This is a genomic window from uncultured Arthrobacter sp., assembly GCF_947493765.1.
In the GTDB taxonomy this organism is placed as follows: Bacteria; Actinomycetota; Actinomycetes; order Actinomycetales; family Micrococcaceae; genus Arthrobacter_D.
Genome location: NZ_CANLSZ010000004.1, coordinates 348,386 through 374,536, shown reverse-complemented (window position 1 = coordinate 374,536; position 26,151 = coordinate 348,386). Strand labels below are relative to the sequence as shown.

23 protein-coding genes and 1 riboswitch are annotated in these 26,151 nt (G+C 70.0%); of the genes, 13 read left to right on the top strand and 10 right to left on the bottom strand.

All coding sequences use genetic code 11. The annotated features are described in order from the left end of the window. Positions 1–20: 20 nt before the first annotated feature. A complete protein-coding gene (locus Q0747_RS08865; protein WP_298253677.1) occupies positions 21–1,508 on the bottom strand; it encodes a type II CAAX prenyl endopeptidase Rce1 family protein in 1,488 nt (495 codons plus the stop codon). Between the two features lie 5 nt (positions 1,509–1,513). Continuing rightward, positions 1,514–2,236 (bottom strand): YoaK family protein, encoded by a 723-nt coding sequence (locus Q0747_RS08860; protein ID WP_298253675.1) that lies wholly within the window; start codon positions 2,234–2,236, stop codon positions 1,514–1,516. Between the two features lie 125 nt (positions 2,237–2,361). On the opposite strand from Q0747_RS08860, the gene Q0747_RS08855 reads away from it, so the two are divergent. From Q0747_RS08855 to Q0747_RS08830, 6 genes are read left to right on the top strand one after another with little or no spacing between them, the layout of a single operon-like run. Further along, the gene (locus tag Q0747_RS08855) at positions 2,362–4,029 is read left to right on the top strand and encodes an ABC transporter substrate-binding protein (RefSeq protein WP_298253673.1); all 1,668 of its coding nucleotides are present in this window, start codon (positions 2,362–2,364) and stop codon (positions 4,027–4,029) included. Position 4,030: 1 nt separating this feature from the next. Then, positions 4,031–4,984 carry an ABC transporter permease gene (locus Q0747_RS08850; protein WP_298253671.1) on the top strand — a complete coding sequence of 318 codons (954 nt, stop codon included), beginning with the start codon at positions 4,031–4,033 and terminating at the stop codon, positions 4,982–4,984. After that, the gene (locus Q0747_RS08845; protein WP_298253670.1) at positions 4,984–5,874 is read left to right on the top strand and encodes an ABC transporter permease; all 891 of its coding nucleotides are present in this window, start codon (positions 4,984–4,986) and stop codon (positions 5,872–5,874) included. Before Q0747_RS08850 ends, Q0747_RS08845 begins: the two co-directional genes overlap by 1 nt. Positions 5,875–5,878: 4 nt before the next feature. Beyond that, on the top strand, positions 5,879–7,687 hold the full coding sequence (locus Q0747_RS08840; protein WP_298253668.1) for a gamma-glutamyltransferase family protein: 1,809 nt from the start codon (positions 5,879–5,881) through the stop codon (positions 7,685–7,687). Then, a complete protein-coding gene (locus tag Q0747_RS08835) occupies positions 7,671–9,329 on the top strand; it encodes an ABC transporter ATP-binding protein (protein WP_298253666.1) in 1,659 nt (552 codons plus the stop codon). Before Q0747_RS08840 ends, Q0747_RS08835 begins: the two co-directional genes overlap by 17 nt. After that, positions 9,319–10,017, top strand: coding sequence for a GntR family transcriptional regulator (locus Q0747_RS08830; RefSeq protein WP_298253664.1), 699 nt, complete (start codon positions 9,319–9,321; stop codon positions 10,015–10,017). Before Q0747_RS08835 ends, Q0747_RS08830 begins: the two co-directional genes overlap by 11 nt. Positions 10,018–10,050: 33 nt before the next feature. Here Q0747_RS08830 and Q0747_RS08825 read toward each other — a convergent pair whose 3' ends face one another. The 6 genes from Q0747_RS08825 to Q0747_RS08800 form a co-directional block, all read right to left on the bottom strand. Further along, positions 10,051–11,307, bottom strand: coding sequence for a phosphatidylserine/phosphatidylglycerophosphate/cardiolipin synthase family protein (locus tag Q0747_RS08825; RefSeq protein ID WP_298253662.1), 1,257 nt, complete (start codon positions 11,305–11,307; stop codon positions 10,051–10,053). A gap of 5 nt (positions 11,308–11,312) precedes the next feature. Continuing rightward, the gene (locus Q0747_RS08820) at positions 11,313–12,761 is read right to left on the bottom strand and encodes a glucose-6-phosphate dehydrogenase (protein WP_298253660.1); all 1,449 of its coding nucleotides are present in this window, start codon (positions 12,759–12,761) and stop codon (positions 11,313–11,315) included. A gap of 29 nt (positions 12,762–12,790) precedes the next feature. Then, the gene (locus tag Q0747_RS08815; protein ID WP_298253658.1) at positions 12,791–13,531 is read right to left on the bottom strand and encodes an SOS response-associated peptidase; all 741 of its coding nucleotides are present in this window, start codon (positions 13,529–13,531) and stop codon (positions 12,791–12,793) included. Positions 13,532–13,598: 67 nt separating this feature from the next. Continuing rightward, positions 13,599–14,015: a hypothetical protein gene (locus Q0747_RS08810; protein WP_298253656.1), complete on the bottom strand. Its 417-nt coding sequence runs from the start codon at positions 14,013–14,015 to the stop codon at positions 13,599–13,601. A 90-nt stretch (positions 14,016–14,105) separates the two neighbouring features. Beyond that, positions 14,106–15,791: a stealth family protein gene (locus Q0747_RS08805; RefSeq protein WP_298253654.1), complete on the bottom strand. Its 1,686-nt coding sequence runs from the start codon at positions 15,789–15,791 to the stop codon at positions 14,106–14,108. A gap of 106 nt (positions 15,792–15,897) precedes the next feature. After that, positions 15,898–16,533, bottom strand: a complete 636-nt coding sequence (locus Q0747_RS08800) for a DUF1684 domain-containing protein (RefSeq protein ID WP_298253652.1) — start codon at positions 16,531–16,533, stop codon at positions 15,898–15,900. Here Q0747_RS08800 and Q0747_RS08795 point away from each other — a divergent pair. Together Q0747_RS08795 and Q0747_RS08790 are read left to right on the top strand one after the other, a co-directional pair. Beyond that, the gene (locus Q0747_RS08795; RefSeq protein WP_298253650.1) at positions 16,532–17,362 is read left to right on the top strand and encodes a sulfite exporter TauE/SafE family protein; all 831 of its coding nucleotides are present in this window, start codon (positions 16,532–16,534) and stop codon (positions 17,360–17,362) included. The genes Q0747_RS08800 and Q0747_RS08795 overlap by 2 nt on opposite strands. 59 nt (positions 17,363–17,421) lie before the next feature. Next, entirely contained in the window at positions 17,422–18,699 is a 1,278-nt protein-coding gene (locus Q0747_RS08790; RefSeq protein ID WP_298253780.1) for a DUF6350 family protein, read from the top strand. Between the two features lie 10 nt (positions 18,700–18,709). On the opposite strand, the gene Q0747_RS08785 is transcribed toward Q0747_RS08790, so the two are convergent. Further along, complete coding sequence (locus Q0747_RS08785; protein ID WP_298253648.1) at positions 18,710–19,147, bottom strand: hypothetical protein; 438 nt, start codon at positions 19,145–19,147, stop codon at positions 18,710–18,712. Positions 19,148–19,203: 56 nt separating this feature from the next. On the opposite strand from Q0747_RS08785, the gene purN reads away from it, so the two are divergent. Further along, entirely contained in the window at positions 19,204–19,785 is a 582-nt protein-coding gene (purN, locus tag Q0747_RS08780; RefSeq protein WP_298253646.1) for a phosphoribosylglycinamide formyltransferase, read from the top strand. Between the two features lies 1 nt (position 19,786). Continuing rightward, positions 19,787–20,803: a magnesium/cobalt transporter CorA gene (gene corA, locus Q0747_RS08775; protein ID WP_298253644.1), complete on the top strand. Its 1,017-nt coding sequence runs from the start codon at positions 19,787–19,789 to the stop codon at positions 20,801–20,803. Between the two features lie 19 nt (positions 20,804–20,822). On the opposite strand, the gene Q0747_RS08770 is transcribed toward corA, so the two are convergent. Next, positions 20,823–22,175 carry an MFS transporter gene (locus tag Q0747_RS08770; protein WP_298253642.1) on the bottom strand — a complete coding sequence of 451 codons (1,353 nt, stop codon included), beginning with the start codon at positions 22,173–22,175 and terminating at the stop codon, positions 20,823–20,825. 176 nt (positions 22,176–22,351) lie between these two features. Continuing rightward, a riboswitch (SAM riboswitch) is annotated at positions 22,352–22,450 on the top strand. 11 nt (positions 22,451–22,461) lie between these two features. Between Q0747_RS08770 and Q0747_RS08765 the strand changes: the two genes are divergently transcribed. The 3 genes from Q0747_RS08765 (at position 22,462) to purH (ending at position 26,139) form a co-directional block, all read left to right on the top strand. After that, a complete protein-coding gene (locus tag Q0747_RS08765; protein ID WP_298253640.1) occupies positions 22,462–23,877 on the top strand; it encodes an LLM class flavin-dependent oxidoreductase in 1,416 nt (471 codons plus the stop codon). 40 nt (positions 23,878–23,917) lie between these two features. Next, positions 23,918–24,439: a flavin reductase family protein gene (locus Q0747_RS08760; RefSeq protein WP_298253638.1), complete on the top strand. Its 522-nt coding sequence runs from the start codon at positions 23,918–23,920 to the stop codon at positions 24,437–24,439. Positions 24,440–24,525: 86 nt separating this feature from the next. After that, on the top strand, positions 24,526–26,139 hold the full coding sequence (purH, locus tag Q0747_RS08755) for a bifunctional phosphoribosylaminoimidazolecarboxamide formyltransferase/IMP cyclohydrolase (RefSeq protein WP_298253636.1): 1,614 nt from the start codon (positions 24,526–24,528) through the stop codon (positions 26,137–26,139). Positions 26,140–26,151 lie beyond the last annotated feature (12 nt).

Here is a 26,151-nt window from a genome sequence, read left to right as displayed (position 1 = left end):
AGCCAAGCGGTCCGCCGGCATCATGGTGCCGGAGGCCCTGCCTCCGAGCCGTCCTTCCCTGCGCCCGGGTATCCCGGCCCGCCGGGGTAGGGGGTGCCGGAAGGGTAGCCCGGACCGGGCGGATGCGCCGGGCCGGAGGGATGGCCCCCGGCCTGCGACTCCTGCGCCGGGTCCGCACACCGCATCTCCGGAGGGGTGACCGGGGTCGGCGCCGAGGCAGGGGGCACCGCGGCGGTCGTCACTCCACTCACGGCGTCCTCGCTGCGGTCCGGCCGGCTTTCCGGAGTAGCGGACGACGTCGGCCGCTGTGCGGGCTCGGGCTGCTGCGCGGCTGCGGATTGCTGGTCGGCGGTCGGCCACCGCGCGGGGTCGTGGGGCGCAGGCTCGCGGTGCGCTGCATCACGGTGCACTGCATCACGGTGCGCGGCAGCGTACTGCGCCGGATCGTACTGCTCGGGGTCCCAGGAGGCACCAGGCATCGACGGCCCGGCAGGCGCCGTAAGCCCGACAGGCGCCAGGGGCTGCCCGCCGGAGCGATCGTTCCTGCCGTGGGGAGGCCCCGCCCAGGCGGGCTGGGCGATCGGGCGGATCGCAGCGGGCGGAGGAACCGACCGCGTCCGCGAGATCCCGCGGCGCTCCGCCAGACGGAGGATCACCACGGCGATCACGATCGTGGTGACCACGGAGACCACGAGCCCGCCCATGGAGCCCTCCGAGGAGTTGACGTCGACGAGGCCGAGGGCGCCGAGGACGAAGATGGTCATGTTGTTGACCGTGTGGACCGCGATCGCGGCTTCCAGACCGCCGGTCCGCCAGGTGATCCAGCCCGCGAAGACGGCGAAGATCGCCACATCGGTCTGGCCCAGGGGGTCGTAGCCGTGCCCGAGGACGAAGAGCGGGACGGGCAGCAGGATCGCGAAGGCAGGGTGGCGCAGCCAGCTGCCGATCGCCTGCATCAGGAACCCGCGGAACACGTACTCCTCCGCGGCGGCCTGGAAGGGCACCGCGAGGATCGACAGTGCGAGCATGAACACCAGCAGCGAGCCGTCCTGCGGCACGGGCACGGCAGCGGACTCCTCCGGGAAGAAAAAGCCGATCACCAAGGACACCACGAGACTCGCGGCGAAGACGCCCAGGGCGGCCAGACCGCAGACCAGCAACCAGCGCCAGCGGATCCGGCCTGCCACGGACGAGAGCAGACCGATGGGCTTCGGTCCCATGATCAGCACGGCCAGGACGAGAGCCGGGATCATGAGGATCAGGGACACGAGGGTGAAGGCGAAGATCGCCGGATCGCTCAGATCGATGACAGCGGCGGCGTCCAGGTACCGGTCGAGGTCCGCCGAGGTCGCGAAGAGGACGATCACGGCGACGACGAGGAGCGCGATGGTGAAGACCACGTAGATCGCCGTACCCAGCAGGGCGGTGACGAGCGGCTTCCACCAGCGGTGCTGCGGCCATGAGAGCGCCAGTCGGTGGTACTCGTACGGCTGATCGACCTGTTCCATGCCTCCTACCGTAGTGCGGATTTCTTCACGTTCTCTGAGGCGGTCACGGTGCGGTCCTGCCGGTACCGTACGTGTCCCAGCACGGTGACGACGGCGGAGAGCAGCGCGGAGACGGCGATGCCCAGCCAGAGGTCCACCCTCAGCGTCAGCGCTCCCACCACGGCGCCCGCCAGGATCAGGGCGATCGCCGAGAACCGCCGGACCCAGAACGGACTCCTGCCCCCCGCCAGCCGTGAGTCGGCGGCGAGACCCGTGATGGTCGACGTGACGACGACGGTGGTGATCTCGGCGACCTTCAGGCGCTTCGCGGTCGCGGCCTGGACGCCCATCATCGTCGCGAGCCCCGACGTCGTGATGCTGCCCAGGAGTTCCTCGGCGTGGACGTCCACGAGAGCGGTGTACACCGCGACCGCAGCCAGCCCGAGCGTCACCGTGAGGAGGGAGCGGGAGGTGTGGGCGGACCAGCCCTCCGGACCCTTGCGCAGGACGCGCCCGGCCAGTGCCGCGCCCACCATGAAGAACACGAGCGCCAGGGCGGGCCGGAGGATCGGCAGATCGGCACCGCCCGCGAAGGCCATGCCGAGGAGCACCACATTGCCCGTCATGTTGCCCGTGAAGACGCGGTCCAGGCCCAGATAGCCCACCGCGTCGATCACGCCGGTCGAGAAGGTCAGGGCGAGCATGAGCCAGAGTTGGAGGCGCTCCGTCGGCACTCGATACTTCCGCACAGTGATGTCCTTCACAAAAAAGCTTGATCTGTTTGTATACGAAGCCTACAGTCGGTTCTGCGATTGTATTCAATCGAGGAGAGCATGACCGAAGCAGTTCCCACCCGCCCGTTCGTGAGGAACCCATGCAGTATCCCACCCGCATCACAGCCCACCGCAGGACTCCCGGCAGAGCTGCCGGACTACTCGCGGCGGCCGCCGCCGTCGTCGTCACCGTCAGCGCGTGCCAGCCGATCCAGCCGTTGCCCGCCACGGAGGACCGTGAGGACGTGACCTCCGCCCAGGCCGGGACGCAGGCGATCCAGGAGGGCGGGGACCTCGTCATGGCCCTCTCCGCCGAGCCGGACCGGCTCGATCCGACGACGTCGTCCTCCCTCTACACGCGCTACGTCATGCAGACCATGTGCCAGAAGCTGTACGACATCGATGCGGCCGGCGAGATCGTCCCGCAGCTGGCGACGGCGCTGCCGGAGGTCTCGGAGGACGGCCTGACCGTCACCGTCCCCCTGCGCACCGATGCCACGTTCGCCGACGGTGTGCCGTTCGACGCCGAGGCCGTCCGTGCGACCCTCGAGAGGCATCTGACCTTCGAGGGCTCAACGCGCAAGGGCGAGCTGGGGCCGATCAGCGACATCCGGGCCGTCGGTTCCGACGCGGTCGAGATCACCTACGAGAAGCCGTTCGCCCCGCTCACCGCGGCGCTGGCCGATCGGGCGGGCATGATGCTCTCGCCGCAGGCCATCGAGGAGAAGGGCGCGGACTTCGGCGAGAGCCCGGTCTGCGTGGGCCCGTTCAAATTCGTCGACCGGGTGCCGCAGACCTCCATCTCGGTGGAGCGGGACCCCCTCTACTACGACCGCGAGAGCGTCCACCTCGACACCATCACCTACCGGATCATCACGGACGCCAACATCAGGGCCGCGAACCTGCGCTCGGGCGACGTGCAGGTCGCCGACACCATCTCCCCGCAGGACGTGGATGCGCTCCTGAAGGAGGACGGCGTCGGTGTGCTCCAGGTGGGATCCCTGGGCTACCAGGCGCTCACGGTGAACGTCGGCAACACCGAGGGTGCGGGAGAGCCTCCGGGCACCATCGACACCCCCCTCGCGCAGGACAGGGCCGTCAGGATGGCCCTGTCCATGTCGGTGGACCGCGAGGCGCTCGTGAACACGGTGTTCAACAGCTGGTTCGAGCCCGCGTGCTCGCCCATCTCCCCGACGAGCCCCTTCGCGACCGAGGTCAGCGCGGCGTGTCCGCCCTACGACCCAGAGGGCGCGAGGCAGCTGCTCGAGGACGCCGGGGTGGAGGTGCCCTACGCCATCGAGATGCAGGTCACGAACACCCCGGACACCCTGCGCTACGCCCAGGCGCTCCAGGCGGCGGTGAGCGACGGCGGCTTCGAGCTGAACGTGGTGCCCGTGGAGTACTCCACGCTGCTCGATGTGCAGTCCCGCGGCGATTTCGAGGCGCTGCAGCTCGGCTGGTCGGGACGCGTGGACCCGCACGGCAACATGTCCAACTTCCTCTCGACCGGCGGGGGCAACAACTACTCGGGCTACAGCAGTCCCGCCATGGACGAGCTCCTCGCCGGCGCGGCACGGAGCAACGACGTCGACGAGCGCGCAAAGCTCTACGGTGAGGCCGTCGCCCTCCTCCAGGAGGACAATCCGATCATCTACCTCTACCGGCAACGCAATCTGACGGCCTACAGCACCGACGTCACCGGTGTGGAGACCTTCACGGACGGCGTGGTGCACCTCAGCAGTGCGGCCTTCGTCGAGAAGGAGAACTGACATGGGGCGCTACGTCCTCACCCGGCTCTGGCAGTCGGTGCTCACCCTGGTCCTCGCCTCCCTCGTGGTCTTCATCGGGGTGCGTCAGCTCCCCGGCGATCCGGCGCTGGCGATGGCGGGGGAGGAGGCGAGCCCGGAGCAGCTGGCCGCCGTCCGCGCCGATCTCGGCCTCGACCAGCCGCTCCTCACGCAGTACGTCGCCTTCGTCCGCAACATGTTCCAGGGGGACTTCGGCGAATCGACGCGGACCGGCACGCCCGTCACGGAGCTCGTCGCCACCACCCTGCCGGTGACCCTCTGGCTCTCGGCCTACGCGATCGTCGTAGCCATCGTCGTCGGGATCCTGCTGGGCGTCGTCGCCGAACGCTTCCGGGGACGCTGGCCCGAGTGGGTGGCCAACGCCATGGCCCTGATCGGCCTGTCCGTACCGAACTTCTGGCTCGGCATCCTCGCGATCCTCTACCTCGCCGTGACGCTGGGGTGGTTCCCGGCGTCGGGCTACGTGGACGTGCTCTCGGACCCGCTCCGCGGTCTCTACTACCTGACCCTGCCGGCCCTGATCCTGGGCACGGGCCTGGCCGCGGTGATCATGCGGCAGACCCGGGCCTCCATGATCGAGACCATGACCACCGACTACGTCCGGACCGCGCGGGCGAAGGGCCTCGGCCGGGGCCGCGTCCTCGTGCGCTACGGTCTGCGGAACTCGCTGATCGTCGTCGTGACGATCGTCGGCCTGCAGCTCGGCGGGCTCATCTCCGGGGCCGTGGTCACGGAGCGGATCTTCGCCCTGCCCGGGTTCGGCAAGCTCACGCTCGACGCCGTCTTCACGCGTGACTACCCGGTCATCCAGGCCGTGGTGCTGATCATCACCGTCAGCTACATCCTGATCAATCTCGCCGTGGACATCCTGTACTCGGTGATCAACCCCAAGATCCGCGTCGGAGGAGCTGCCTGATGGCCGTCGAGACACTGACCCCCGTGGAGGGCGGCGCCGGCCTCGGCTCCGGCCGCGGCCGCATCCTGTCCTCCCTCCGGCACAATCCCCTGGGCATCGCCGGCGGCATCATGCTCCTCGTCGTCGTGCTGGCCGCACTCCTGGCCCCGATCCTCGCGCCCTACCCGCCCACCGAGGTGCACTTCGACACCCCGTTCCAGCGGCCCCTGACCGAGGGCTTCCCGCTCGGTACGGACGATCTGGGGCGCGATGTCCTCTCGCGGCTGCTGTTCGGCATCCAGACCTCGCTGCAGGTGGGAGTGCTCTCGGTGCTCCTGGCCGTGGTCATCGGCACCCCGCTCGGTCTGCTGGCCGGCTACTCCCGCGGGTTCGACGCCGTGATCTCCCGGCTCACCGATGTGACCCTGGCCTTCCCGTTCCTGATCATCGCGGTGGGCCTGGCGGCGATCAGCGGACCGAGCCTGAACAACGCCGCGATCGCGCTGGGGATCGCGCAGATCCCGACGATGATCCGCGTGGTCCGCGGCGAGACGCTACGGATCAAGGAGAGCGACTTCGTGCTCGGCGCCCGTACCATGGACGCCTCACCCGCCTGGATCATGCTCCGCCACGTGCTCCCGAACGCGACCTCGGCCATCATCGTGCAGGCCACGGTCATCATGCCCGTGGCGGTCATCGGTGAGGCCCTGCTGTCGTTCCTCGGACTCGGGATCCAGCCGCCCACACCGAGCCTGGGCATCATGCTGTCCGATGCCCAGCAATACATCTTCCGGGCACCCAGTGCCGCGATCTTCCCGGGTCTGGCGATCGCCGCGATCTGCCTGGCCTTCAATCTCTTCGGGGACGCCCTGCGTGACGCCTTCGACCCGACCGACACCACCCGAAAGTGACCCCGTGACCTACACACCCCCCGAGCCGTTCACCACCAGACCCACCCTGCAGGGCACCTTCGGCATGAGTGCCTCCACCCACTGGCTCGCCACCGCCTCCGCGCAGGCCGTCCTGGAGCGGGGCGGCAACGCGTTCGACGCCGCCGTGGCCGGCGCCTTCGTGCTGCACGTCGTCGAACCCCACCTCAACGGCCCCGGCGGCGACATGACCGGCGTCTTCGCCACGGCCGAGGAGCCGGGCCGGCCGATCGTCCTCATGGGCCAGGGCCCGGCACCGGCCGCAGCCACCCGCGAGCACTATCTCGATGAGGGCCTGGAACTCGTCCCCGGCGCCGGTGCCCTCGCCGCAGCCGTGCCCGCCGCCGTCGACGCCTGGCTGCTCCTGCTGCGCGACCACGGTACCTGGGAGCTCGGCGACGTCCTGGCCTTCGCCAGTGGTTACGCCCGCGACGGGCACCCCGTCCTCGGCCGCGTGGGGGCGACCATCGCCACGGTCGCCGAGCTGTTCACGGAGCACTGGCCCACCTCGGCGGCGCTCTGGATGCCCGACGGCGTCCCACCGAGCGAGGGCGACATCATCCGCAACGAGGCGTACGCGCGCGTCCTCGACTCCCTCGCGGACGCTGCGACCGGCGGTGGTACGCGCGGCGAGCGGATCGACGCCGCACGGCGCGAATGGCGGACCGGCCTCGTGGCGACGGCCACCGCGGAGTTCATCAGGACACCGCACCGGCACTCCTCGGGGCTCGATCACGCCGGGGTCATGACAGTCCAGGACTTCGCTGACTTCGAAGCCAGCTACGAGGAGGCAACCACGCTCGAGTTCCGCGGCCACACCATCGCCAAGACCGGTGGCTGGGGCCAGGGGCCGGCGCTGCTGCAGACCCTCGCGATCCTCGACGGTTTCGACGACGACCACCTCGATCCGTCCACGGCGCTCGGGGCGCACACCATCCTCGAGGCCCAGAAGCTGGCCTACGCGGACCGCGAGGCCTACTACGGGGACGGCGACGTCCCCCTCAAGCACCTCCTCTCTCCCGAGTACGCCGCCGAGCGGCGCGCCCTCATCGCGGACACGGCCTCGCTGGAGTTCCGCCCGGGAAGCGTCCCCGGCCGCACGGCGTTCGTCCCGCCCCTGCGCACCGACTACACGCCCCCGGCGCTCGCGGACGGCAGCAGCTTCGCCGGCGTGGGTGAGCCGACGGTCTCCCGGAGCGGCGAGACGCGCGGGGACACGTGCCACATCGACGTCGTGGATTCCGCGGGCAACATGGTCTCCGCGACCCCCAGCGGTGGGTGGCTCCAGTCCTCGCCGACCATCCCGGAGCTGGGCTTCTGCCTCGGCTCACGCCTGCAGATGACGTGGCTCGAGGAGGGGGCGCCCTCCACCCTGCAGCCGGGAGAGCGGCCCCGTACCACGCTCACTCCCACGCTCGTCCTGAAGGACGGGGAGCCCGTGGTCGCGCTGGGCTCACCCGGCGGTGACCAGCAGGACCAGTGGCAGCTGCTCTACCTGCTGCGGACCATCGTCGGCGGGTACACGCCGCAGGAGGCCATCGACGCCCCCGCCCTCCACACCACGTCCGTCCCGGGGTCGTTCTGGCCGCGTACCTGGGAGCCCGGCGGCGCCGTCGTCGAGGACCGGCTGGGCGAGGACGTCATCGCCGGGCTCGAGGCCCGCGGGCACATGATCACGCGGGCGGGGGACTGGGCGCTGGGCCGCCTCTCCTCGGTCGTCAGGGACCCACGGACCGGCGTGCTCTCCGCCGCCGCCAATCCACGAGGAGCACAGGGCTATGCTGCAGGACGCTGAGAACATCCTCGAGGTGACCGATCTCGAGATCGCCTTCGGCGGGACCCCGGTCCTGCACCGGATCGGCTTCTCGATGCGGCGCGGGGAGCGCGTGGCCATCGTGGGACAGTCGGGCTCCGGGAAGTCGACCGCCATCGGCGCGATCCTGCGGCTGCTGCCCGGCAGCGGACGCATCACGCACGGATCGATCGTGCTGGGCGGCGGAACGACGAGGGGCGAGGTCGAGGACCTCGCCACCGCCTCCGAACCCGTCATGAGGGCCATTCGCGGGGAGCGGATCGGGCTCGTCCCGCAGGACCCGATGTCCAATCTGAACCCGGCCATGAGGATCGGCGCGCAGGTCGCCGATGCCCTCGTGGCCAACCGGACGACCGAGGGGAAGCCGGATCGCGCGCAGATCCGCAGCCAGGCCGTGGCGCTCCTGGCCGAGGCCGGTATCCCCGATGCCGAGCGCCGCTACGGCCAGTACCCGCACGAGTTCTCGGGCGGCATGCGGCAGCGTGTCCTCATCGCGATCGCGCTCGCCGGAAAACCCGAACTGCTCATCGCGGACGAGCCCACCTCGGCGCTCGACGTCACGGTGCAGCGGCAGATCCTCAACCACCTGCAGTCGCTCGTGGACGCGCGCGGCACCTCCCTGCTGTTCGTCACCCACGACCTCGGCCTGGCTGCGGACCGGACGGACAGGATCATCGTCATGTCGGAGGGCCGCATCGTGGAGGTGGGCACTCCCCGGGAGATCCTGCTCGATCCCCAGCACGAGTACACCCGGCAGCTCGTCGCCGCCGCGCCGTCGGTCGCCGCTGCCCTCGGCGCCGGCACCCTGGCCGATCCGACACCGGAGAACCCCGCCCGCGCCGGATCCATCCTGGTGGTGGAGAGCCTGGTCAAGGAGTTCGCCCTGCGCGGCCAGCGAGGCAGCAGCATCCGCGCGGTGGACGACGTCTCCTTCGAGGTGGAGCCGGGTACCACCACGGCCGTGGTGGGGGAGTCCGGTTCGGGCAAGACCACGGTGGCGCGCATCATCCTGGGCCTGGAGACGGCGTCGTCCGGCCGGGCGCTGATCGACGGCGAATCCCTGACCACCACGCGCGGCGCGCGACGCCGGGCCCTCCGCCGCAAGGTGCAGCCCGTCTTCCAGGACCCGTACGGCTCGCTCGACCCCACGTACAGCATCGAGCGCCTCATCGACGAGCCCCTGCGGATCTTCGGCGTGGGCAGCCGCAGCAGCCGCCAGGACCGCGTGGCGGAACTGCTCGACCAGGTGGCCCTGCCGCGCACCGTGGCCCAGCGCCGGCCCAACGAACTCTCCGGCGGACAGCGGCAGCGGGTCGCCATCGCCCGCGCGCTCGCCCTCGAACCCGAACTCCTCATCTGCGACGAGGCCGTCTCCGCGCTGGACGTGCTCGTCCAGGACCAGATCCTGACACTGCTGGCGGATCTGCAGGAGAGGCTCGGGCTCACCTATCTCTTCATCACGCACGATCTCTCGGTGGTGCGGCAGATCGCCCACTGTGTCGTGGTCATGAGATCCGGCGTCGTCGTGGAGAATGGCACCGTGGACGAGGTCTTCAACCATCCGACGGCGGACTACACGCGGGAGCTCCTCGGGGCCATTCCCGGTGCGGCTTTTGCGGCCTGACCAGGACGTCGCGGCGCCCCAGCGCGTGCTCGATGCGATCCGGCGGGACATCATCTTCGGTGCCCTGGCGGCCGGTTCCCGCGTCACCGAGGCCGCGCTGGCCTCCAAGTACGGTGTGTCGCGCGTGCCGGTGCGGGAGGCGCTGCGAGCGCTGGAGGCCGAGGGGTTCGTGGAGTCCCGGCCCTATGCCGGGTCCACCGTCGCCGAGATCCCCCTCGACGACGCCGAGGACCTGTTCGCCGTGCGTGGCGTGATCGAGTCCACCATCGCGCGTCGTGCTGCCCGCAGGGCGGCGGAGCAGTTCGCAGGCGATGCCCCGAGCAGCCGCTGGTGGACCGCGCGCCGGGCATTGACGGACATCCTCGACGCCGGCGATCGCGCCGTGGCAGCCGACGCCCTGGCGGAACTGCCCGAACTGAACATCCGGTTCCACCTCGGCGTCGCCGAGCTCAGCGGCAGCGCCTCCCTGGCGGCCCTCCTCCGTCAGATCTCCGGGAAGATCGAGTGGCTCTACGCCGTCGACGTGGACCACCGGGGCAGGCAGTCGTGGGGGGAGCACCGGGCCATCATGGCGGCGATCGACGCCGGGAACGAGCCCGACGCCGGGCGACTCATGAGCGGGCACGTGGACTCCTCCCGCCGCGGCTACCTGCAGCGCTTCGCCGGGCCGGACCAGACCGACCCGTGAGGCACGTCCGGGACGACTGAAGGAACGGGCCGACTACAGGAACGGACGCAGGGGGGCGAGGATGATCTCGCTCGCGCGGGCCACGAAGTGGCGGCGGTCCCACTCCTCCTCCGTCAGCACACGGCTGTTCGAGGAATCGACCTCGAAGATGTTCTCCATGATGGCGGCGAGCCGCTGGTCGAAGATCTCGAGGTTGATCTCGTAGTTCCCCGTGAGGCTGAGGCGGTCGATGTTCGCGGTGCCCACGGTGCTCCACTGGCCGTCGATCGTCGCGGTCTTCGCGTGGATCATGGAGTTCTGGTAGAGCAGGATCTGCACCCCGGCGCCGATCAGCGAGGAGTAGAAGCCGCGTGACAGCCAGTCGGAGACCACGTGGTTGGAGTCCTCCGGCAGGAGGACGCGCACGTCCACCCCGCGCCTGCTGGCCCGGAGCAGGGCATCGAGAATCTGGCGGTCCGGGATGAAGTAGGCCGTGGTCATGAAGATGTGCCGCTGGGCGCGGTTGATCGCGTCGAGGTACATGCCGCGGATGGGGAACACGAGATTGGCCGGGATGTTGTTCACCGCGCGGATCCGGGGTTCCCAGAACGTGGCGCTGAGATCGGGCAACTCGGTCCGGCCCGCCCTGGCGCGCAGGTTCCAGAAGCCGACGAACGCCTCGCGCAGGTCCCACACGCTCGGGCCGCGGACCTCGAGGTGCGTGTCGCGCCACTTGGTCGCGTACAGGGAGCCGATGTTGTACCCGCCCAGGAAACCGACCTCGTCGTCGACCACCAGCAATTTGCGGTGGTCCAGCCCCGTGCCGCGGATATTGGTGAAGAGGATGGAGAGGCGGAGCACGGGGAAGCGGTAGGCGTTGACGAGGGGATGCCAGGAGTAGAAGGACGGCCTGACCACCAGATTGGCGAAGCCGTCGTAGATGACGAAGACCTTCACACCGCGCTCCGCCGCCCTGTTGACGGCGTCCCGGAAGCGGGCGCCGACGGCGTCACCCTTCCAGATGTACGTCTCGAGCAGCACCTGGTGCTCGGCCCCGTCGATCGCGTCGATCATCGCGTCGAAGAGGTCCTCGCCGTAGGTGTAGACCGTGGTCTCGGTCTCGCTGATCGTCGTGCCGAAGGTCCCCGGCTGGGGGAAGCCCTCGCGCCTGGTGCGCTGCCGCTTCTGGTAGGCATCCACCCCGACGACTCCCAGGATCACGACGACCTGCGCCGAGAACATCGCCAGGGCGGCGCGCCTGGCCGTGGTGCGGGCGAATCCCATGATCGTCTGATGCTTCGTCGAGCCCATGGGCTTCAGCGTATCGCCTCGCTGGACCAGGGCAGGTGTTCCCAGGTCGCCGGCCCGGCGGTCCCGGCGCCGTACTCGTCGAGGGGTACCCTGTCGTCCTGCCAGGCATCGACGACGGGCTGGACGATCCGCCATGCTTCGACCGACATGTCGTCCCGCACCGACAGGGACGTCTGGCCGGTCAGCACACCTCTGAGCACCTCGCCGTACTCCAGGAGGTCCCCGGGGCCGAAGCCGGATCCGAGGGTCAGCGGCGAGGTCGAGGACGGGTCACCACTTCCGTTGCTGTTCAGCTCGAGGTCGACGCGGCGCGGTCCCAGGCCGATCCTGAGCCGGTTCGGGACCATGTCCCCGCCGCCGAGCCCGCCCGGCACCTGGGGCGGATCCTTGAAGGTCACCACCACCTCCTGGCGTGGCGGTTCGATCGCCTTGCCCGATCGCACCCGGAAGGGCACCCCTGACCATCTCCAGGTATCGATGGCGAAGACCACCTCGGCCAGTGTCTCGGTCTGCAGGGAGGGGTCGATCCCGTCCTCGTCCGTGTACGACGGCAGCGTTTTCCCGCCGACCTGCCCCGCCGAATAGCGGGCCCTGCGACTGTAGTGCTCGGGGTCGTCCTCCCACACCCGGGTGGCCCGGAGCACCTGGGCCTGTGCGTCCCGTACATCGCGTGGATCGACGGTTGCGGGGGGCTGCATCGCCACGAGGGTCAGGACCTGGAGCAGATGGTTCTGGATCATGTCGCGCAGCGCGCCGGTGCCGTCGTAGAACCCGGCCCTACCCTCCAGGCCGAGGGTCTCGTCGAACACGATGTCGACGGACTCCACGTGCTCCGACGTCAGCAGGGGTTCCACCACACGGTTTGCGAAGCGGATCCCGAGGATGTTCAGCACTGTAGACATGCCGAGGAAATGATCGACGCGGTACAGCTGGTCCTCCGGTACCAGCCCGTGGAGCAGTTCGTTGAGGGCGTTCGCGCTCGCCTGGTCGACGCCGAAGGGTTTCTCGAGGACCAGTTGCGTGCCCTCGGGCACCCCGATACGGGCCAGCACGCGACACGCGGCGATGGTCGCCTCGGGAGGGAGGGCGAAGTACAAGGTGATGCGGCCCTCGCCGGCCGCGAGGATCGTCCGCAGATCGCCTTCGTCGGTGACATCGGCCCGGAGGTACTCGGCGTTCTGCGCGACCGCGGCGACGGCGGGGCCCTCCGCCTCGCCCGCGGCAAACCCCTCCGCGACCACCGAACGCCACTTCTCCCGGCTCCAGGAGCCTCGCCCGCTCCCGATCAGCACGAGGTCGTCCAGGGCGGCGGCGGCGATCAGACCACCGAGACCGGGGAGGAGCAATCGGGAGGTCAGATCGCCCTGGGCGCCCATGATGACCAGCGTCTGACGCCGGTCGTCGGGCTGTGGAGCTGTCGAGGACGCGGTCCGCTCGTCGGGCGTGGAGGTCATGGGGCAGTCTCCTGGGACGTCATGGGCAATCAGTACCGGTCGGGGTCGTCGTCCCCGGGCAGCGGTTCGATGAGGTCCGGTCCGTTGTTCCGCACGGATCCCACCCGGCTCCCGACGAGGCGCGGCACGAGGTGTGGATCGGGGATGGCATCGAGCAGTTCCTGGACCGCGGGCCGCGAGTCGGTCCGTGGATCGAGCCATTCGCCGTGCAGCTCCGCCGGTACGATGACCGGCGTGCGGTCGTGGATGCGGCCGAGCGCGTCGGTGGCGGGGCGGGTGATGATGGTGCAGCTGACCACCCAGGTGCCCTGCGGGTCCGCTGTCGACGCCGTCGAGGGGTCGCGCCAGAATTCGTACAGTGCGGCGAAGCCCAGCAGCGGGGTGTCGCGGCCGTGCAGGTAGATCGGCGTCTTCGAGCCGTCGTCGTTCTTCCGCCACTCGTAGTATCCGTCGGCGGGCACGATCGCCCGGCGGCGGAGCGCCGCGGCACGGAAGGAGGGCTTCTCCAGCACCGTCTCGCTGCGTGCGTTGATCATCCGGGCGCCCACGGACGCGGATTTCGCCCAGGAGGGGATGAGTCCCCAGCGTGCCGGTTCGAGCCGCCGCGTCAGCTCCCCGGTCTCCGGGTGGAGCCGCTCGACCACGAGCTGCACGACGTCGGTCGGAGCGACGTTCCAGGATCGCTCCACCTCCTCGGTGACCGCCTCGTCCACCTCGAAGGCGTCGACGAGATCAGCCTTCGAACCGGCGATCACAAAGCGTCCGCACATGCGGGAGATCCTGTCTGCTCGGCGGACCGGGGTGCCCTGCGCCCGCTCGGGTACGCAGGGCTCCGGACTACTTCGTCTTCTTCTTGCCGTCGAGCACCAGCGCGAGGGCGATGGCGACCATCCAGCTGTCCTTCGCGACGGCGATGCCGTCCTGGGTGGGGCGGATGCCGTCCTTCTCCGTCAGCTCCGGGGTGCGGAAGTACATCGTCATCATCCCGGCCGAGAAGGCGAGCAGGCCCAGGCCCGCGAGCCTGCTGGGCACGAACGGGGCGAGCAGCGCGGACCCGACGGCGATCTCCGAGGAGGCGAGGAGCTTGCCGAACTGGCCGGCCTCGAGCTGGGCGGCCTGGGGGAACGCCGTGGCGGCCATCGCCTGCAGATAACCGGCGGTGCCCTCGTCGAGGCCCCTCTTCCCGAGGCCGGAGTTGAGGATGAAGGCCCCGGTGATGAGGCGGAGGGGGATGTGACTGGGACGGAAACCCATGGTGATGCCTTTCGCTGCTGATAGTGGTCCGCGTGAGAGCCTACGGCGACGATGTATGCCCCCGCCAGTCGCGGGGGTGCGGCGGCCTGCTCAGACCTCCCAGGGCGCCTTGACGGGGAAGTACTTCTCGAGGAACGCCGTGACCAGCTGGGCCCGCTCGTCGGCCGGGATGTCGGAGGTGCTGCCGTCGTTGAGGCAGAACAGATCCCGGTTCCGCTTGTCGAGCATCTTGTTCAGGCTCTTCAGCTCCGAACGCGCCGTGGTGTCCACGTACTTCACGCGCGCCGACTCCTGCGTGACGGCCCGGCCGGTGAGGAGCGCGTAGTAGTGGTACAGCGAGTTGGTCACGGAGATGTTGTCCTTGGCGCGGAAGCGGGACGCCGCCGTCGCCGCGAACTCGGCGGCGAACTCCGCCTCCATCTCGAGCAGGACACTCCTGCGCAGGGGCGTCACCGCGTGCTCGAGGTGCCGCGTGGTGATGCGGCCGAACCGCTCGTGCAGCAGGCGCCGGTTGACGCGTGCGGCGTTCTCGAAGCCGCTGCGCTCGGCGTCGTTCTCCCCGAGACCGATCCGCGTGTCGGCCTCGATGAACTTGGTGATGCCCCCGGGGGAGAAGAAGAGGTCCGGTGCGACCGGCCGGCCGAAGAACATGTCGTCGTTGGAGTAGAGGAAGTGCTCGGAGAGTCCGGGGATGTGCTGCAGTTGCGCCTCGACGGCCTGCGAGTTGTGGGTCGGCAGCACGGAGGTGTCCAGGAAGTGCTCCTCCGAGCGCACGAAGGTCACGGACGGGTGCTCGGCCAGCCAGGCGGGGCGTTCCGAGTCGGTCGCGATGAAGATGCGGCGCACCCAGGGCGCGAACATGTAGACGGAGCGCAGGGTGTACTTGAGCTCGTCGATCTGCCGGTAGCGCGCCTCGTGGTCGTCGCCCTCGCCCACCGTCACGCCCTGCATGCGGGCGGCGCGGGCGGCCCGGTACTCGGGGCTGCTGCCGTCCACCCAGGAGTAGACCAGGTCGATGTCGAAGTCGATGTCGGTCGCGTGGTCGGCGAACATGTTGTCGATCGTGGGCCAGCTGAGGCCGTGCCGCACCACCTCGCCGCGCACGAACTCGGCCGCGGGCAGGGTGCGCCGGGTCAGCGAGTTCTCCACCGGGAGTTCGATCGCTGTGTCGCCGAGGGTCCACAGCTCGATCTGCACGCCGGCCGAGGGCCCGTAGGCGAGGCCGCCGAGCGGTTCGATGCGCGGTCGGAAGAGCCGGAAGATCCTCGCCTTCTCACTGCTGGACAGCCGCCCGTCACTGACCAGGAGCGTGGTGCGGCGCTTCGTGTCGACCGTGCGGGAGTAGAAGGGTTCGTCGCGGCAGGCCTCCACCAGGGCGGCTCGCAATCTCTCGCGGTTGGCGAGGTCGACGGCGATCACCGGACGCTGGTCGTTCCCGCGCACGAGCAGGAAGTCGATGCCTGCCGTGTCCAGGGCGGAACGGATGAACAGCAGATCCTCCACCATGGCCTGCTGCGGGGTGCGGTCCTGGTTGATCAGGGTGAAGCGGCGCTTGACCGTCGTGATGTCGGAGCGGCCTTCGAACCGGGCGACCGCCGCGCGAGACGCCGAGGCGAGGATCTCGGCTTCATTCTCCGGCTCGGGTGCTCCGAAGTAGATGTCGTGTTGGGCAGCCGTGTCTGTGATCGGAACCTCCTGGAGTATGGGTGCGTGCTTCCCATGATAGAGCCTGGCCCGGTCACCGATGTGCGAGGGGGCACCATACCGTCCCGGCATGGAGCAGTCCAGCATTCCGGGCCAACGATTCGGCGTCATCGTGGAGGGGCGACGGCGTGGTCCGCACGGGTCCCGGACCGCTTCCGGACGGGTGGTGCGGGGTCCGCTAGCGGTAGTCCCGGTACAGCTCGCCGACCGGGACCTCGCCCGCGAGCCGATTGGCCGGTCCGGGCAGCGGGCACGCCCACTCCTCGTCGTAGGCGCAGGACGGGTTGTACGCGAAGTTCAGGTCGACCACGAGGCTGCCGGGGGCCCGCCCCTCACCCAGGTGCGCGCCCTTGACGGTGTCCAGGACGTAGCGCCCGCCGCCGTACGACCCGCCGGGCCTCCCCGCGGTCCGATCGTGCAGGGGGAGGAACAGGCCGCCGCCGTAGGAGCCCAGCTCCCACAGGCCCAGCGTGCCCAGTCCCTGCAGCATGACGGAGCCGAGCCGGCGGAACGGGACGACGCCGTCCGTGCCGGTGGGCACCTCCATGACCTCGCCCTCACCCTCGGGGTCCACGAGTGCCTCGAAGCGGAAGGCGGGGTCGTAGGGCGCCACGGCGAGACCCGTGAAGGCGGACCGGACACCGGCGTCCAGCGCTGACGCCGGATGGTCGCGGAACAGCTCGTCGCGTCCCCGCCGCCACAGTCCGTGGGCGGTCTCGGGCGACTCGGAGACAGCGCATGCGCGGACGTCGGCGTAGAGACCGAAGACGCGCCGGCGCCAGTCGGCCGTGGCCAGGGCGGAGGTTGCTGTCATGAGGACAGGCTACCGCCGGTGGTGGACGGTGGACGGTGGACGGTGGCGGCGGCGCGTGGGTGCGTACTGTGAGCGGGTGGCTCTCGGCATCTTCTTCATCGTCCTCGCCTCCATCCTGGTGGGGGCCGTGGCACAGCGCATCGCGGGTCTGGGCTTCGCGCTGCTGATCTCACCGTTCCTCGTCATCATCCTCGGTCCGCACGAGGGGATCCTCCTGGTCAACGCCTGCGCGGTCGTGTCCTCGTCCATCATCGTGGGCCGGGTGTGGAAGGACATCGACTGGAGCATGTTCCGCTGGCTGGTGGTGCCGTCCCTGGCCGGCTCCGTCCCCGGCTCGTTCCTCGCCGTCGCCGTCCCCGCCGCACCCCTGTCGGTCACGGTCGGGGTGATCGTCCTGGTGGCGCTGACACTCTCGCTCGTGCTCCAGCGCACCGAAGTGGTGGTCCGGGGCAACGCACCGAAGGCGTTCGCCGGGTTCGCTGCCGGGCTCACCAACTCCATGGCCGGGGTTGGCGGCCCCGCCGTGAGCGCCTACGCCGTGCTCTCCCGCTGGCCCCAGCGCCCCTTCGCCGCGACGCTGCAGCCGTTCTTCGTCTGCATCGGGCTGGTCACGCTCGTCACAAAGTTCCTCCTCGACCCCGCACAGGCGCCCGTCCTCGCTCCGTGGATGTGGGCGGCGATCGGCCTCGTCATCGTGGCTGGAATCGTCCTGGGCGAGAAACTGGGCCGATTCGTCCGCGACGACCATGCGCGCCTGTTCGTGATCGTGATCGCCTTCGTGGGGGCCGGGCTCGCCGTCGTCAAGGGCACCATCGACATCCTGGCGTGAGCACGCCCCACGCGGGGAAGGTGCGGGCCGGGTGGCCCGCCGATGGCACCATGGAGGGGATGAAACTCCCCACCAAACCCCGTACCCTCCCGATGCCCCTGTGGCTGCAGGGCGCGCTGGAGCTCGGGCAGGCCGCCCTGATCTCGGCGCTGGTCGTGATCGTCCCGGTCGCCGCCGTCTGGCTCTCCGGAGGTCTTGCCGACCGCTCCGTCGACTCCGTCGCCCGGCTGGCCGGCCAGGGGTGGCTCGTGATGCACGGGGTGCCCCTGGTCCTCCGCTTCCCCCCGGCCGTCGCGGGGGACGACGCGGTGGCGGGTCTGCTGCACGTGATCCCCCTCGGCCTGGTCCTCGTACCGCTGCTGCTGGCCCGGCGTGCCGGACGCCGGTTGGCGCGGGCTTCCTCGGACCAGCTCTGGCAGGGCCTGCTCGGTGCCCTCCTGACCTACGCCGCGGCCGGCATGGGGGTGGCCCACCTGTCGAGCACGCCCGACGCCGGCGCCTCGCTGGTGACTGGAGCGCTCGTCCCGCCGGTGTCCGCGGGTGTGGGGCTGATCGCGGGAGCACACCGCGGTGCCGGCACCTGGAGCCGGGTGGTCGGGGTGGACCTCGCGGCAGCCGTGGACCGCGCGAGCCAGCCCTCCCGCTGGGCGGGGTCCTACGCCTGGTCCGTCCTGCGCTCGGGCGCCCTCGCCGTGCTCGTGGCGGCGGGCCTCTCGGCCGCCCTGCTGGCGGTGACGATCGGGCTGAACTGGGCGGGGATCGCCGCCATCTACGAGCGGCTCGACGGCGGGGTCGTTGGGGCCTCCGTCCTGACCCTGCTCCAGCTGGGCTTCCTGCCCAATCTGGTGCTCTGGACCATGTCCTGGACCACCGGCGCCGGGTTCGCCCTGGGGACCGGCAGCTCCCTCACGCCGCTGGCGAGCACCGTGGGACCCCTGCCGGCCATCCCCGTCCTCGGGGCGCTGCCCGCGGGCACGCTCGACTACGGGTACGCCGCCCTGGCCGTCCCCGTCCTCGCCGGGGCCCTCGCCGGGTGGTGGTTCTTCCGGGAGGGGGAGAATCACCTCGACGAGTGGCTCGTCCTCAGGAGCCGGCTGCGGTGGCTGACGGCGACGGCGTCCACCCTGGCGCTCGCCGTGCTCATCGGGCTCACGGCAGGGCTCGGCGGCGTCCTCGTGGCACTCGTCTCGCGTGCCTCGCTGGGACTCGGACGGTTCACGGAGCTCGGCCCCGACCCGCTCCTGCTCGGAGCATGGCTCGCGCTCGAGGTCGCGGTGGGCGCCGTCCTCGGTCACGCCGCCGGGCCGCTGCTGGAGCGGCAGCCCCGGCGTCGCTGACGCCGAGGCGTCAGCCCGCGGTCTCGAACCTCCGCAGCGCGTCCTCGCAGTCACTCCTGGCCTGCAAGGTCAGCGCGCGCGACATGCACTCCTCATAGTGCTGCGTGACGGGCCAGAGCAGCACCGACACGGCCGTCCCCACCGTCAGGAAGACGGCCGACACGAGGCCGATCGAGGTGGCCAGCAGCACGAGGCGGGGCAGCTTCGCACCGATCACCTTGATCAGGGCGACCACGCCGGCGGCCACGGCGAACACCGAGAGCACGAGCGTGAGCACCTTCCACGGCAGCGCCAGGGATCCCAGCAGCACGGCCCCGAGGAGCGCCAGTCCGAACAGGCGCAGCCACAGCCGGGCGGACGTGCGGCGCGAGGCGACGACGTCGTCGGGCTCCTGCCGCCCGTTCCCGGAGCGGTCCGGCCCGCCCCGTCCCGTGTCCTGCTGCGTCATCTGGTCTCCGTCGGCATGGTTCAACCCTAGGCGAGGGCAGACCCTAAGGTTGATCCATGCGCATCGTAGTCCTCGTCTCCGGCAGCGGGTCGAACCTCCAGGCCGTGATCGACGCGGTCGCCGACGGCTCCCTGCCCGTCACCGTCGCCGCCGTCGGTGCGGACCGGACCGGGACCGGGGGCGTGCGGCGGGCGGCCGACGCCGGGATCCCCACCTTCGAGGTCGACTTCCGGGAGTACCCGCAGCGCCCGGAGTGGAACCGGGCGCTCGCCGACGCCGTCGCCGGGTACGCACCGGACTACGTGGTGTCCTCGGGCTTCATGCGGATCGTGGACCAGCAGTTCCTGGACCGCTTCCCGGACCGCTACCTCAACACCCACCCCGCCCTCCTGCCGAACTTCCCCGGCGCCCACGCGGTGCGTGACGCCCTGGCGCACGGCGTCAGGGTCACGGGATGCACGGTCATGATCGCCGACGCCGGCGTGGACACCGGCCCCATCCTCGCCCAGGCCGCCGTCGCCGTCCTGCCCGACGACACCGAGCAGACGCTGCACGAGCGCATCAAGGTCGAGGAGCGCCGGCTGCTCCTCGCGACGCTCGCCGACCTCGCCGCACGCACCACGGGTACGGGAGCCTGAGATGCCACTGATCACCAACGCCGTCTACGTGGACGGGAAGAAGCGGATCGCGCCCGAGGACCTCGACCGGACCTTCGAGCTCATGCGTGAGAGCGGCGGGATGGCGTGGATCGGCCTCTACCGGCCCGATGCCGGGGAGATCGCTGCCGTCGAGGCCGAGTTCGGTCTGCATCCCCTCGCCGTCGAGGACGCCACCAAGGGCCACCAGCGGGCCAAGCTGGAGCGCTACGGCGACACGCTGTTCGTGGTCCTGCGGCCGGCACGCTATCTCGACGCCGAGGAGAAGGTGGAGTTCGGTGAGCTGCACCTGTTCATCGGGCAGGACTTCGTCGTCACCATCCGCCACGCCGAATCACCCGATCTCGGTGTGGTGCGGCGCAGGCTCGAGGCCGATCCCGAACTGCTCGCCGCCGGCCCGCAGGCCGTCCTGTACGCGCTGCTCGACCAGGTGGTGGACGAGTACCGGCCCGTGGTCCAGGGGCTCGAGAACGACGTCGACGAGATCGAGAACGACCTGTTCGGGGGAGCGCCGGACGTCTCACGGCGGATCTACCAGCTCCACCGTGAGGTCATCGAGTTCCAGCGGGCCACCCAGCCGCTGCAGGACATGCTGGACGGGCTGCTCGGCGGCGCCTCGAAGTACCGGATGGACGACGAGCTCGCGCGGAATCTGCGCGACGTCCAGGACCACGTGATCCGCGTGGTCGAGCGCATCAACACCTTCCGCACGCTGCTGCAGAACGCCCTGACCGTGCACTCCACGCTCGTGGCCCAGCGGCAGAACGAGGAGATGACGCGCCTGACCGAGACGTCGCTGACGCAGGGCGAGCAGGTCAAGCGCATCTCCTCCTGGGCCGCCATCCTCTTCGCGCCGACCCTGATCGCCTCGATCTACGGCATGAACTTCGACCTGATGCCCGAGCTGCACTGGCGGCTCGGATACCCGTTCGCGATCGTCCTCATGATCGCGCTCGGTGCCGGCCTGTACTGGGCGTTCCGGCGCAACCGCTGGCTCTAGGGACCCGTTCCCCCGGGGATCAGTCCAGTCTGGCGCGCCGCGTCTCGGGGGCGTTGAAGGCCATGAAGAGCACGGCGAGGAGCACCAGGCCGCCGATGATCGCGAACGTGAGCGGCAGACCCAGGTAGGGCCAGAGCAGGGTGCCGAAGATCAGCGGGACCAGACCCGCCCCGATGCGGGAGATGGTCGAGGCCCAGCCGAAACCGCTCGCCCGCAGTTCGGTGGGATACAGCTCCGAGACGTAGGTGTAGAGCACGGGGATGGCCACCTGGACCACGAGGCCGAAGGCCAGCAGCCACGCCGTCGCGACCATCGGCAGGTCCAGGGTCAGGGCGAAGGCGACCAGGAGGAGGGCCGAGCCCGGCCCGGTGATGGCCAGGAGCCACTTGCGCCCCACGCGTTCCACGAGGAGGGCCGCCGCGACGACGCCGAGGAAACCCACGCCCGTCATGAAGGTGGTGGTGATGAAGGCGACCGACTGCGCGTACCCGGAACTGATGAGGATCCGCGGCATCCAGGTCAGCGCCCCGTAGTACACGAGGAGGATGGTCAGGAACAGGCTCCAGGCCGTCAGGGTGATGCGCCAGTTGTAGCGCCACAGTCCCGTGAGCTGGTTCGAGACGTTCCCGAGGGAGAGCTTGGGTGTCTGCTCCGGATCGGGCAGGCGCCACGACCGCTGCTCGCCGCCGGTGCGCTCCACGAGCTCGTCGATGACGGCGCGGGCCTCCTCCGGGCGGCCGCGCTGCACGAGGAAGAGGGGGGACTCCGGGACGCCGCGGCGGACCCAGAACACCAGCAGCGCGGGGAGGACCATCACGAGCATCGCGTACCGCCAGTCGCCGGTGGTGCCGACCACCGCCGTCGTCACCACACCGCAGAGGAAGGCGCCGATGGGCCACCACGCGTCCATGGCGGTGAGGACGCGGCCGCGCTGGCGCCGGGGGGTGAACTCGCCCACGAGCGCGTAGTCCACCGGGATGCAGCCGCCGAGGCCGAAGCCGGCGAGGAACCGGAAGGCGCAGAACCAGAGGATGTCCGGGGAGAACGCGCCGAGGACCGTGAAGACGGAGAACACGAGGAGCGTGAGCGTGAACGCCTTCTTCCGCCCGATCAGATCCGCCACGGAACCCCACACGAAGGCGCCGACGGCCATGCCGATCAGGTTCGACGTCGCGATCCAGGCAGCCTGGCCGGGGGAGATGCCCCAGTCCCCGATCAGCAGGGGGATCAGATAGGCGTTGAGGGTCACGTCCCAGGCGTCGAACATGAAGCCGAGACCACCGATGAGGAAGATCTTGCCCTGGACCCTCCAGCGCCAGGGGAGCTCCTGGACCACCTGGTCGCCTGTGGGTAGCTGAGTATTGATGCTCATGATGCCTTCGTGAAGGGGCGGGTTCCTGCGAGAACTGTACCGCTGCGCGGCTGCACCTTCGTCCTTCCGCAGGGACCGTGAAGGACGCCGGGGAGCGACGTTGTCCGGATGGGCGCGTTACGACATGTGACGGACACCTGTTTACGCGCGGCCCACTGTGGTGTGGACTGTGTCCGTAACCATCCCGAGCGGCCGAGAGATCTGGCTCTGTGACGCCGCAGCAACCATGACAGGAGAAATCCTGCTCAGGGTGCTACTGCCAGGACCGATGGAGAGGATCTTCCTGATGACTCATGCGTCCACCGACAGCCCACAGCAGCGTCGGCACATCCGGTTCAACGCCTTCGACATGAACTGCGTGGGCCACCAGTCGCCCGGACTCTGGCGCCATCCCGACGACCAGTCGTGGCGGTACAAGGACCTGCGCTACTGGGCCGACCTGGCCAGGACCCTGGAGAAGGGCCTCTTCGACGGCCTCTTCATCGCCGACGTGCTGGGCACCTACGACACCTACGGCGGATCCAGCGACGCGGCGCTGCGGCAGGGTACGCAGGTGCCCGTGAACGACCCGTTCCTCCTCGTCTCCGCCATGGCGCTGGTGACCGAGCACCTCGGGTTCGGTGTGACCGCAGGCACTGCCTACGAGCATCCGTATCCGTTCGCGCGGCGGCTCTCCACGCTCGACCACCTGACCAATGGTCGCGTGGGCTGGAACGTGGTGACCGGCTACCTGCCGTCGGCAGCACGGAACATGGGTAACGAGGACCAGCTCGAGCATGACGAGCGCTACGACCACGCGGACGAGTACCTCGAGGTGGTCTACAAGCTGCTGGAGGGGTCCTGGGAGGACGACGCCGTCGTCCGCGACCGGTCGACGGGTGTGTTCACGGATCCCTCGAAGGTCCACGGCATCGCCCACGACGGCAGGTTCTTCCAGGTCCCCGGCATCCACCTCAGCGAGCCGTCGCCGCAGCGGACGCCGGTGATCTTCCAGGCGGGTGCCTCGTCCCGGGGAATCGAGTTCGCCGCGGGGAACGCCGAGGCCGTCTTCGTCGCCTCGCCCACCACGGCGATCCTGCGGGACACCGTGGCGAGGATCCGCGACGCCGTCGAGGCCGAGGGCCGGGACCGGTACTCGGTCCGCATCTACACGCTGCTCACGGTGATCACGGGTGCCACACCCGAGGCGGCCGAGGCCAAGCACGAGGACTACAAGGAGTACGCCAGCCACGAGGGTGCCCTGGTGCTGCTCTCCGGGTGGATGGGGATCGACCTCTCGCAGTACGACCTCGATGCGCCCATCGGCGACGTGAAGTCGAATGCCATCCAGTCGGCCGTCGCGAACCTGCAGCAGAGCAACGACGACGGCCATGTCTGGACGCTGCGCGACATCGTCGAGCGGGCGGGGATCGGCGGGCTCGGTCCGCGGCTGGTCGGCTCGGGTGCCGAGGTGGCGGAGGAACTGATCTCCTGGGTCGAGGAGACGGACGTGGACGGCTTCAATCTGGCGTACGCCATCACGCCCGGTACCTTCGAGGACATCGTGGAGTACGTGGTGCCCGAGCTGCGCAGCCGTGGCGCCTATCCGGAGGAGTATCAGCCCGGGACGCTGCGGAACAAGCTCTTCGGGGCCGGGGACAGGCTTCCCCCGGACCACAGGGGCAGCCGGTTCCGGGTCGGCGACCATGCCGTTGCGTCCTGATGGCACCCGGGACGCCCGGCACGTCGGGCAAGGACGAGTCATGACCACATCAGCCGTTCCACAGGCCCGTCCCGGCGTCGTCGACCAGCGCACGTTCCGCGACGTGGTGGGACATTTCGGGACCGGTGTTACGGTGATCACCGCGCTGGGCGCGGAGGGGCCGCTCGGATTCACCTGCCAGTCCTTCAGTTCGCTGTCGCTGGATCCGCCGCTGGTCACGTTCTCGCCGGCGCGGACGTCGTCCTCCTGGCCGCGCATCAGGCGCGTGGGCAGATTCACCATCAACATCCTGTCCGCGGGCAACGAGGTGCTGTCCACGACCTTCGCCCGGTCCGGTGTGGACCGGTTCGCCGGTGTGGAGTGGACGGTGTCACCGAACGGGTCCCCCCGCCTGCCGGGAATCCTCGCTTCGCTGGACTGCGACCTGCAGGCGGAGCACGACGGCGGCGACCACACCATCGTGGTGGCGTCGGTGCAGGGACTGGGGATCCACCGTTCCGGTGATCCGCTGCTGTTCTACCGAGGCCGGTACCTCCACCTGGAGCCTGACCTGGCGACGTAGCCGTTCGCACGGCGGCAATCCCTGCAGGGCACCCGCACCGATAGACTCGTCCGAGCCCCCACGACGCCCTAGTGACGGAGACCCGCGTGAGCCCTGACCAGCTGGACCGTGTACCCATCCGCCGAGCCCTGATCTCGGTCTTCGACAAGACCGGCCTGGAGGAGCTTGCGCAGGGCCTGCACCGCGCCGGTGTGTCCATCGTCTCCACCGGGTCGACGGCGCAGCGGATCGCCGCCGCAGGCGTCCCTGTGACCGAGGTGTCCGAGGTGACCGGCTTCCAGGAGACGCTCGACGGGCGCGTGAAGACGCTGCACCCGAGCGTGCACGCGGGCATCCTCGCCGATCGGCGGCGTCCCGAGCACGTGGAGCAGCTCGCCGACCTGGGCATCGAGGCGTTCGATCTCGTCGTCGTCAATCTCTACCCCTTCGTGGAGACGGTGCGCTCGGGTGCGCAGCCCGACGCCGTCGTCGAGCAGATCGACATCGGCGGACCTGCGATGGTCCGCTCCGCGGCGAAGAACCACCCGTCCGTCGCCGTCGTGGTCGACCCGGCACGGTACGGCGACGTGGTCACGGCAGCCGGTGAGGGCGGCTTCGGGCTGGGGGCCCGACGCCGGCTTGCGGCACGCGCGTTCGCGCACACCGCCGCCTACGACACGGCGGTGGCCGCCTGGACGGCGGAGCACCTCGACGTGGAGGACGACGCGAGCGGTGAGGTGACGTGGCCGGGCTACGCGGGCCTGGCGCTGGAGCGCTCCGAGGTGCTGCGGTACGGCGAGAACCCGCACCAGCAGGCGGCCCTCTACGTGGAGCAGGGGGCCGTGCCGGGCATCGCCCAGGCGGACCAGCTCCACGGCAAGGCCCTGAGCTACAACAACGTGGTGGACGCCGACGCGGCACTCCGCGCGGTCTTCGACTTCGACGAACCGGCCGTGGCGATCGTCAAGCACGCCAATCCGTGCGGCGTCGCCGTCGGCTCGACCGACGCCCAGGACCCGATCGCGGACGCGCATGCCCGCGCGCACGCCTGCGACCCGGTCTCGGCGTTCGGCGGGGTGATCGCCGCCAATCGCGAGGTTACCGCCGGCATGGCCGAGACGGTGCAGGACATCTTCACGGAGGTCGTGATCGCGCCGTCGTTCTCCGCCGACGCCGTGGAGATCCTGAGCCGGAAGAAGAACCTCCGCCTGCTGACCCTCCCCGAGGGCTACGGCCGGAACCCCGTGGAGTTCCGCCAGGTGTCCGGGGGAGTGCTCATGCAGGTCGCGGACACGCTGCAGGCCGACGGCGACGACCCCTCCGCCTGGACCCTGGCCGCCGGCGAGCCCGGCGACCACGCCACGCTCGCGGATCTCGCCTTCGCCTGGACGGCGTGCCGCGCCGTGAAGTCCAACGCCATCCTGCTCGCCCGCGACGGTGCCTCGGTGGGTATCGGCATGGGACAGGTCAACCGGGTGGATTCCTGCCGCCTCGCCGTCGAGCGGGCGAACACGCTCACCGATTCCGAACGGGCACGTGGCTCCGTGGCCGCCTCCGATGCCTTCTTCCCCTTCGCCGACGGACTGCAGCTCCTGCTCGACGCCGGCGTCCGCGCCGTCGTGCAGCCCGGCGGGTCGGTCCGCGACCAGGAAGTGATCGACGCGGCGAACGCGGCGGGAGTGACGCTGTACCTCACCGGGGCACGCCACTTCCACCACTGACGTCCGCCTGCC

Coding starts and splice junctions, on each gene's coding strand:
- Q0747_RS08865 (WP_298253677.1), bottom strand. CDS start 1,508: ATGGAACAGGTCGATCAGCCGTACGAGTACCACCGACTGGCGCTCTCA.
- Q0747_RS08855 (WP_298253673.1), top strand. CDS start 2,362: ATGCAGTATCCCACCCGCATCACAGCCCACCGCAGGACTCCCGGCAGA.
- Q0747_RS08850 (WP_298253671.1), top strand. CDS start 4,031: ATGGGGCGCTACGTCCTCACCCGGCTCTGGCAGTCGGTGCTCACCCTG.
- Q0747_RS08845 (WP_298253670.1), top strand. CDS start 4,984: ATGGCCGTCGAGACACTGACCCCCGTGGAGGGCGGCGCCGGCCTCGGC.
- Q0747_RS08835 (WP_298253666.1), top strand. CDS start 7,671: ATGCTGCAGGACGCTGAGAACATCCTCGAGGTGACCGATCTCGAGATC.
- Q0747_RS08825 (WP_298253662.1), bottom strand. CDS start 11,307: ATGGGCTCGACGAAGCATCAGACGATCATGGGATTCGCCCGCACCACG.
- Q0747_RS08820 (WP_298253660.1), bottom strand. CDS start 12,761: ATGACCTCCACGCCCGACGAGCGGACCGCGTCCTCGACAGCTCCACAG.
- Q0747_RS08815 (WP_298253658.1), bottom strand. CDS start 13,531: ATGTGCGGACGCTTTGTGATCGCCGGTTCGAAGGCTGATCTCGTCGAC.
- Q0747_RS08810 (WP_298253656.1), bottom strand. CDS start 14,015: ATGGGTTTCCGTCCCAGTCACATCCCCCTCCGCCTCATCACCGGGGCC.
- Q0747_RS08805 (WP_298253654.1), bottom strand. CDS start 15,791: ATGCCGGGACGGTATGGTGCCCCCTCGCACATCGGTGACCGGGCCAGG.
- Q0747_RS08795 (WP_298253650.1), top strand. CDS start 16,532: ATGAGGACAGGCTACCGCCGGTGGTGGACGGTGGACGGTGGACGGTGG.
- Q0747_RS08800 (WP_298253652.1), bottom strand. CDS start 16,533: ATGACAGCAACCTCCGCCCTGGCCACGGCCGACTGGCGCCGGCGCGTC.
- Q0747_RS08790 (WP_298253780.1), top strand. CDS start 17,422: ATGAAACTCCCCACCAAACCCCGTACCCTCCCGATGCCCCTGTGGCTG.
- Q0747_RS08785 (WP_298253648.1), bottom strand. CDS start 19,147: ATGACGCAGCAGGACACGGGACGGGGCGGGCCGGACCGCTCCGGGAAC.
- purN (WP_298253646.1), top strand. CDS start 19,204: ATGCGCATCGTAGTCCTCGTCTCCGGCAGCGGGTCGAACCTCCAGGCC.
- corA (WP_298253644.1), top strand. CDS start 19,787: ATGCCACTGATCACCAACGCCGTCTACGTGGACGGGAAGAAGCGGATC.
- Q0747_RS08770 (WP_298253642.1), bottom strand. CDS start 22,175: ATGAGCATCAATACTCAGCTACCCACAGGCGACCAGGTGGTCCAGGAG.
- Q0747_RS08765 (WP_298253640.1), top strand. CDS start 22,462: ATGACTCATGCGTCCACCGACAGCCCACAGCAGCGTCGGCACATCCGG.
- Q0747_RS08760 (WP_298253638.1), top strand. CDS start 23,918: ATGACCACATCAGCCGTTCCACAGGCCCGTCCCGGCGTCGTCGACCAG.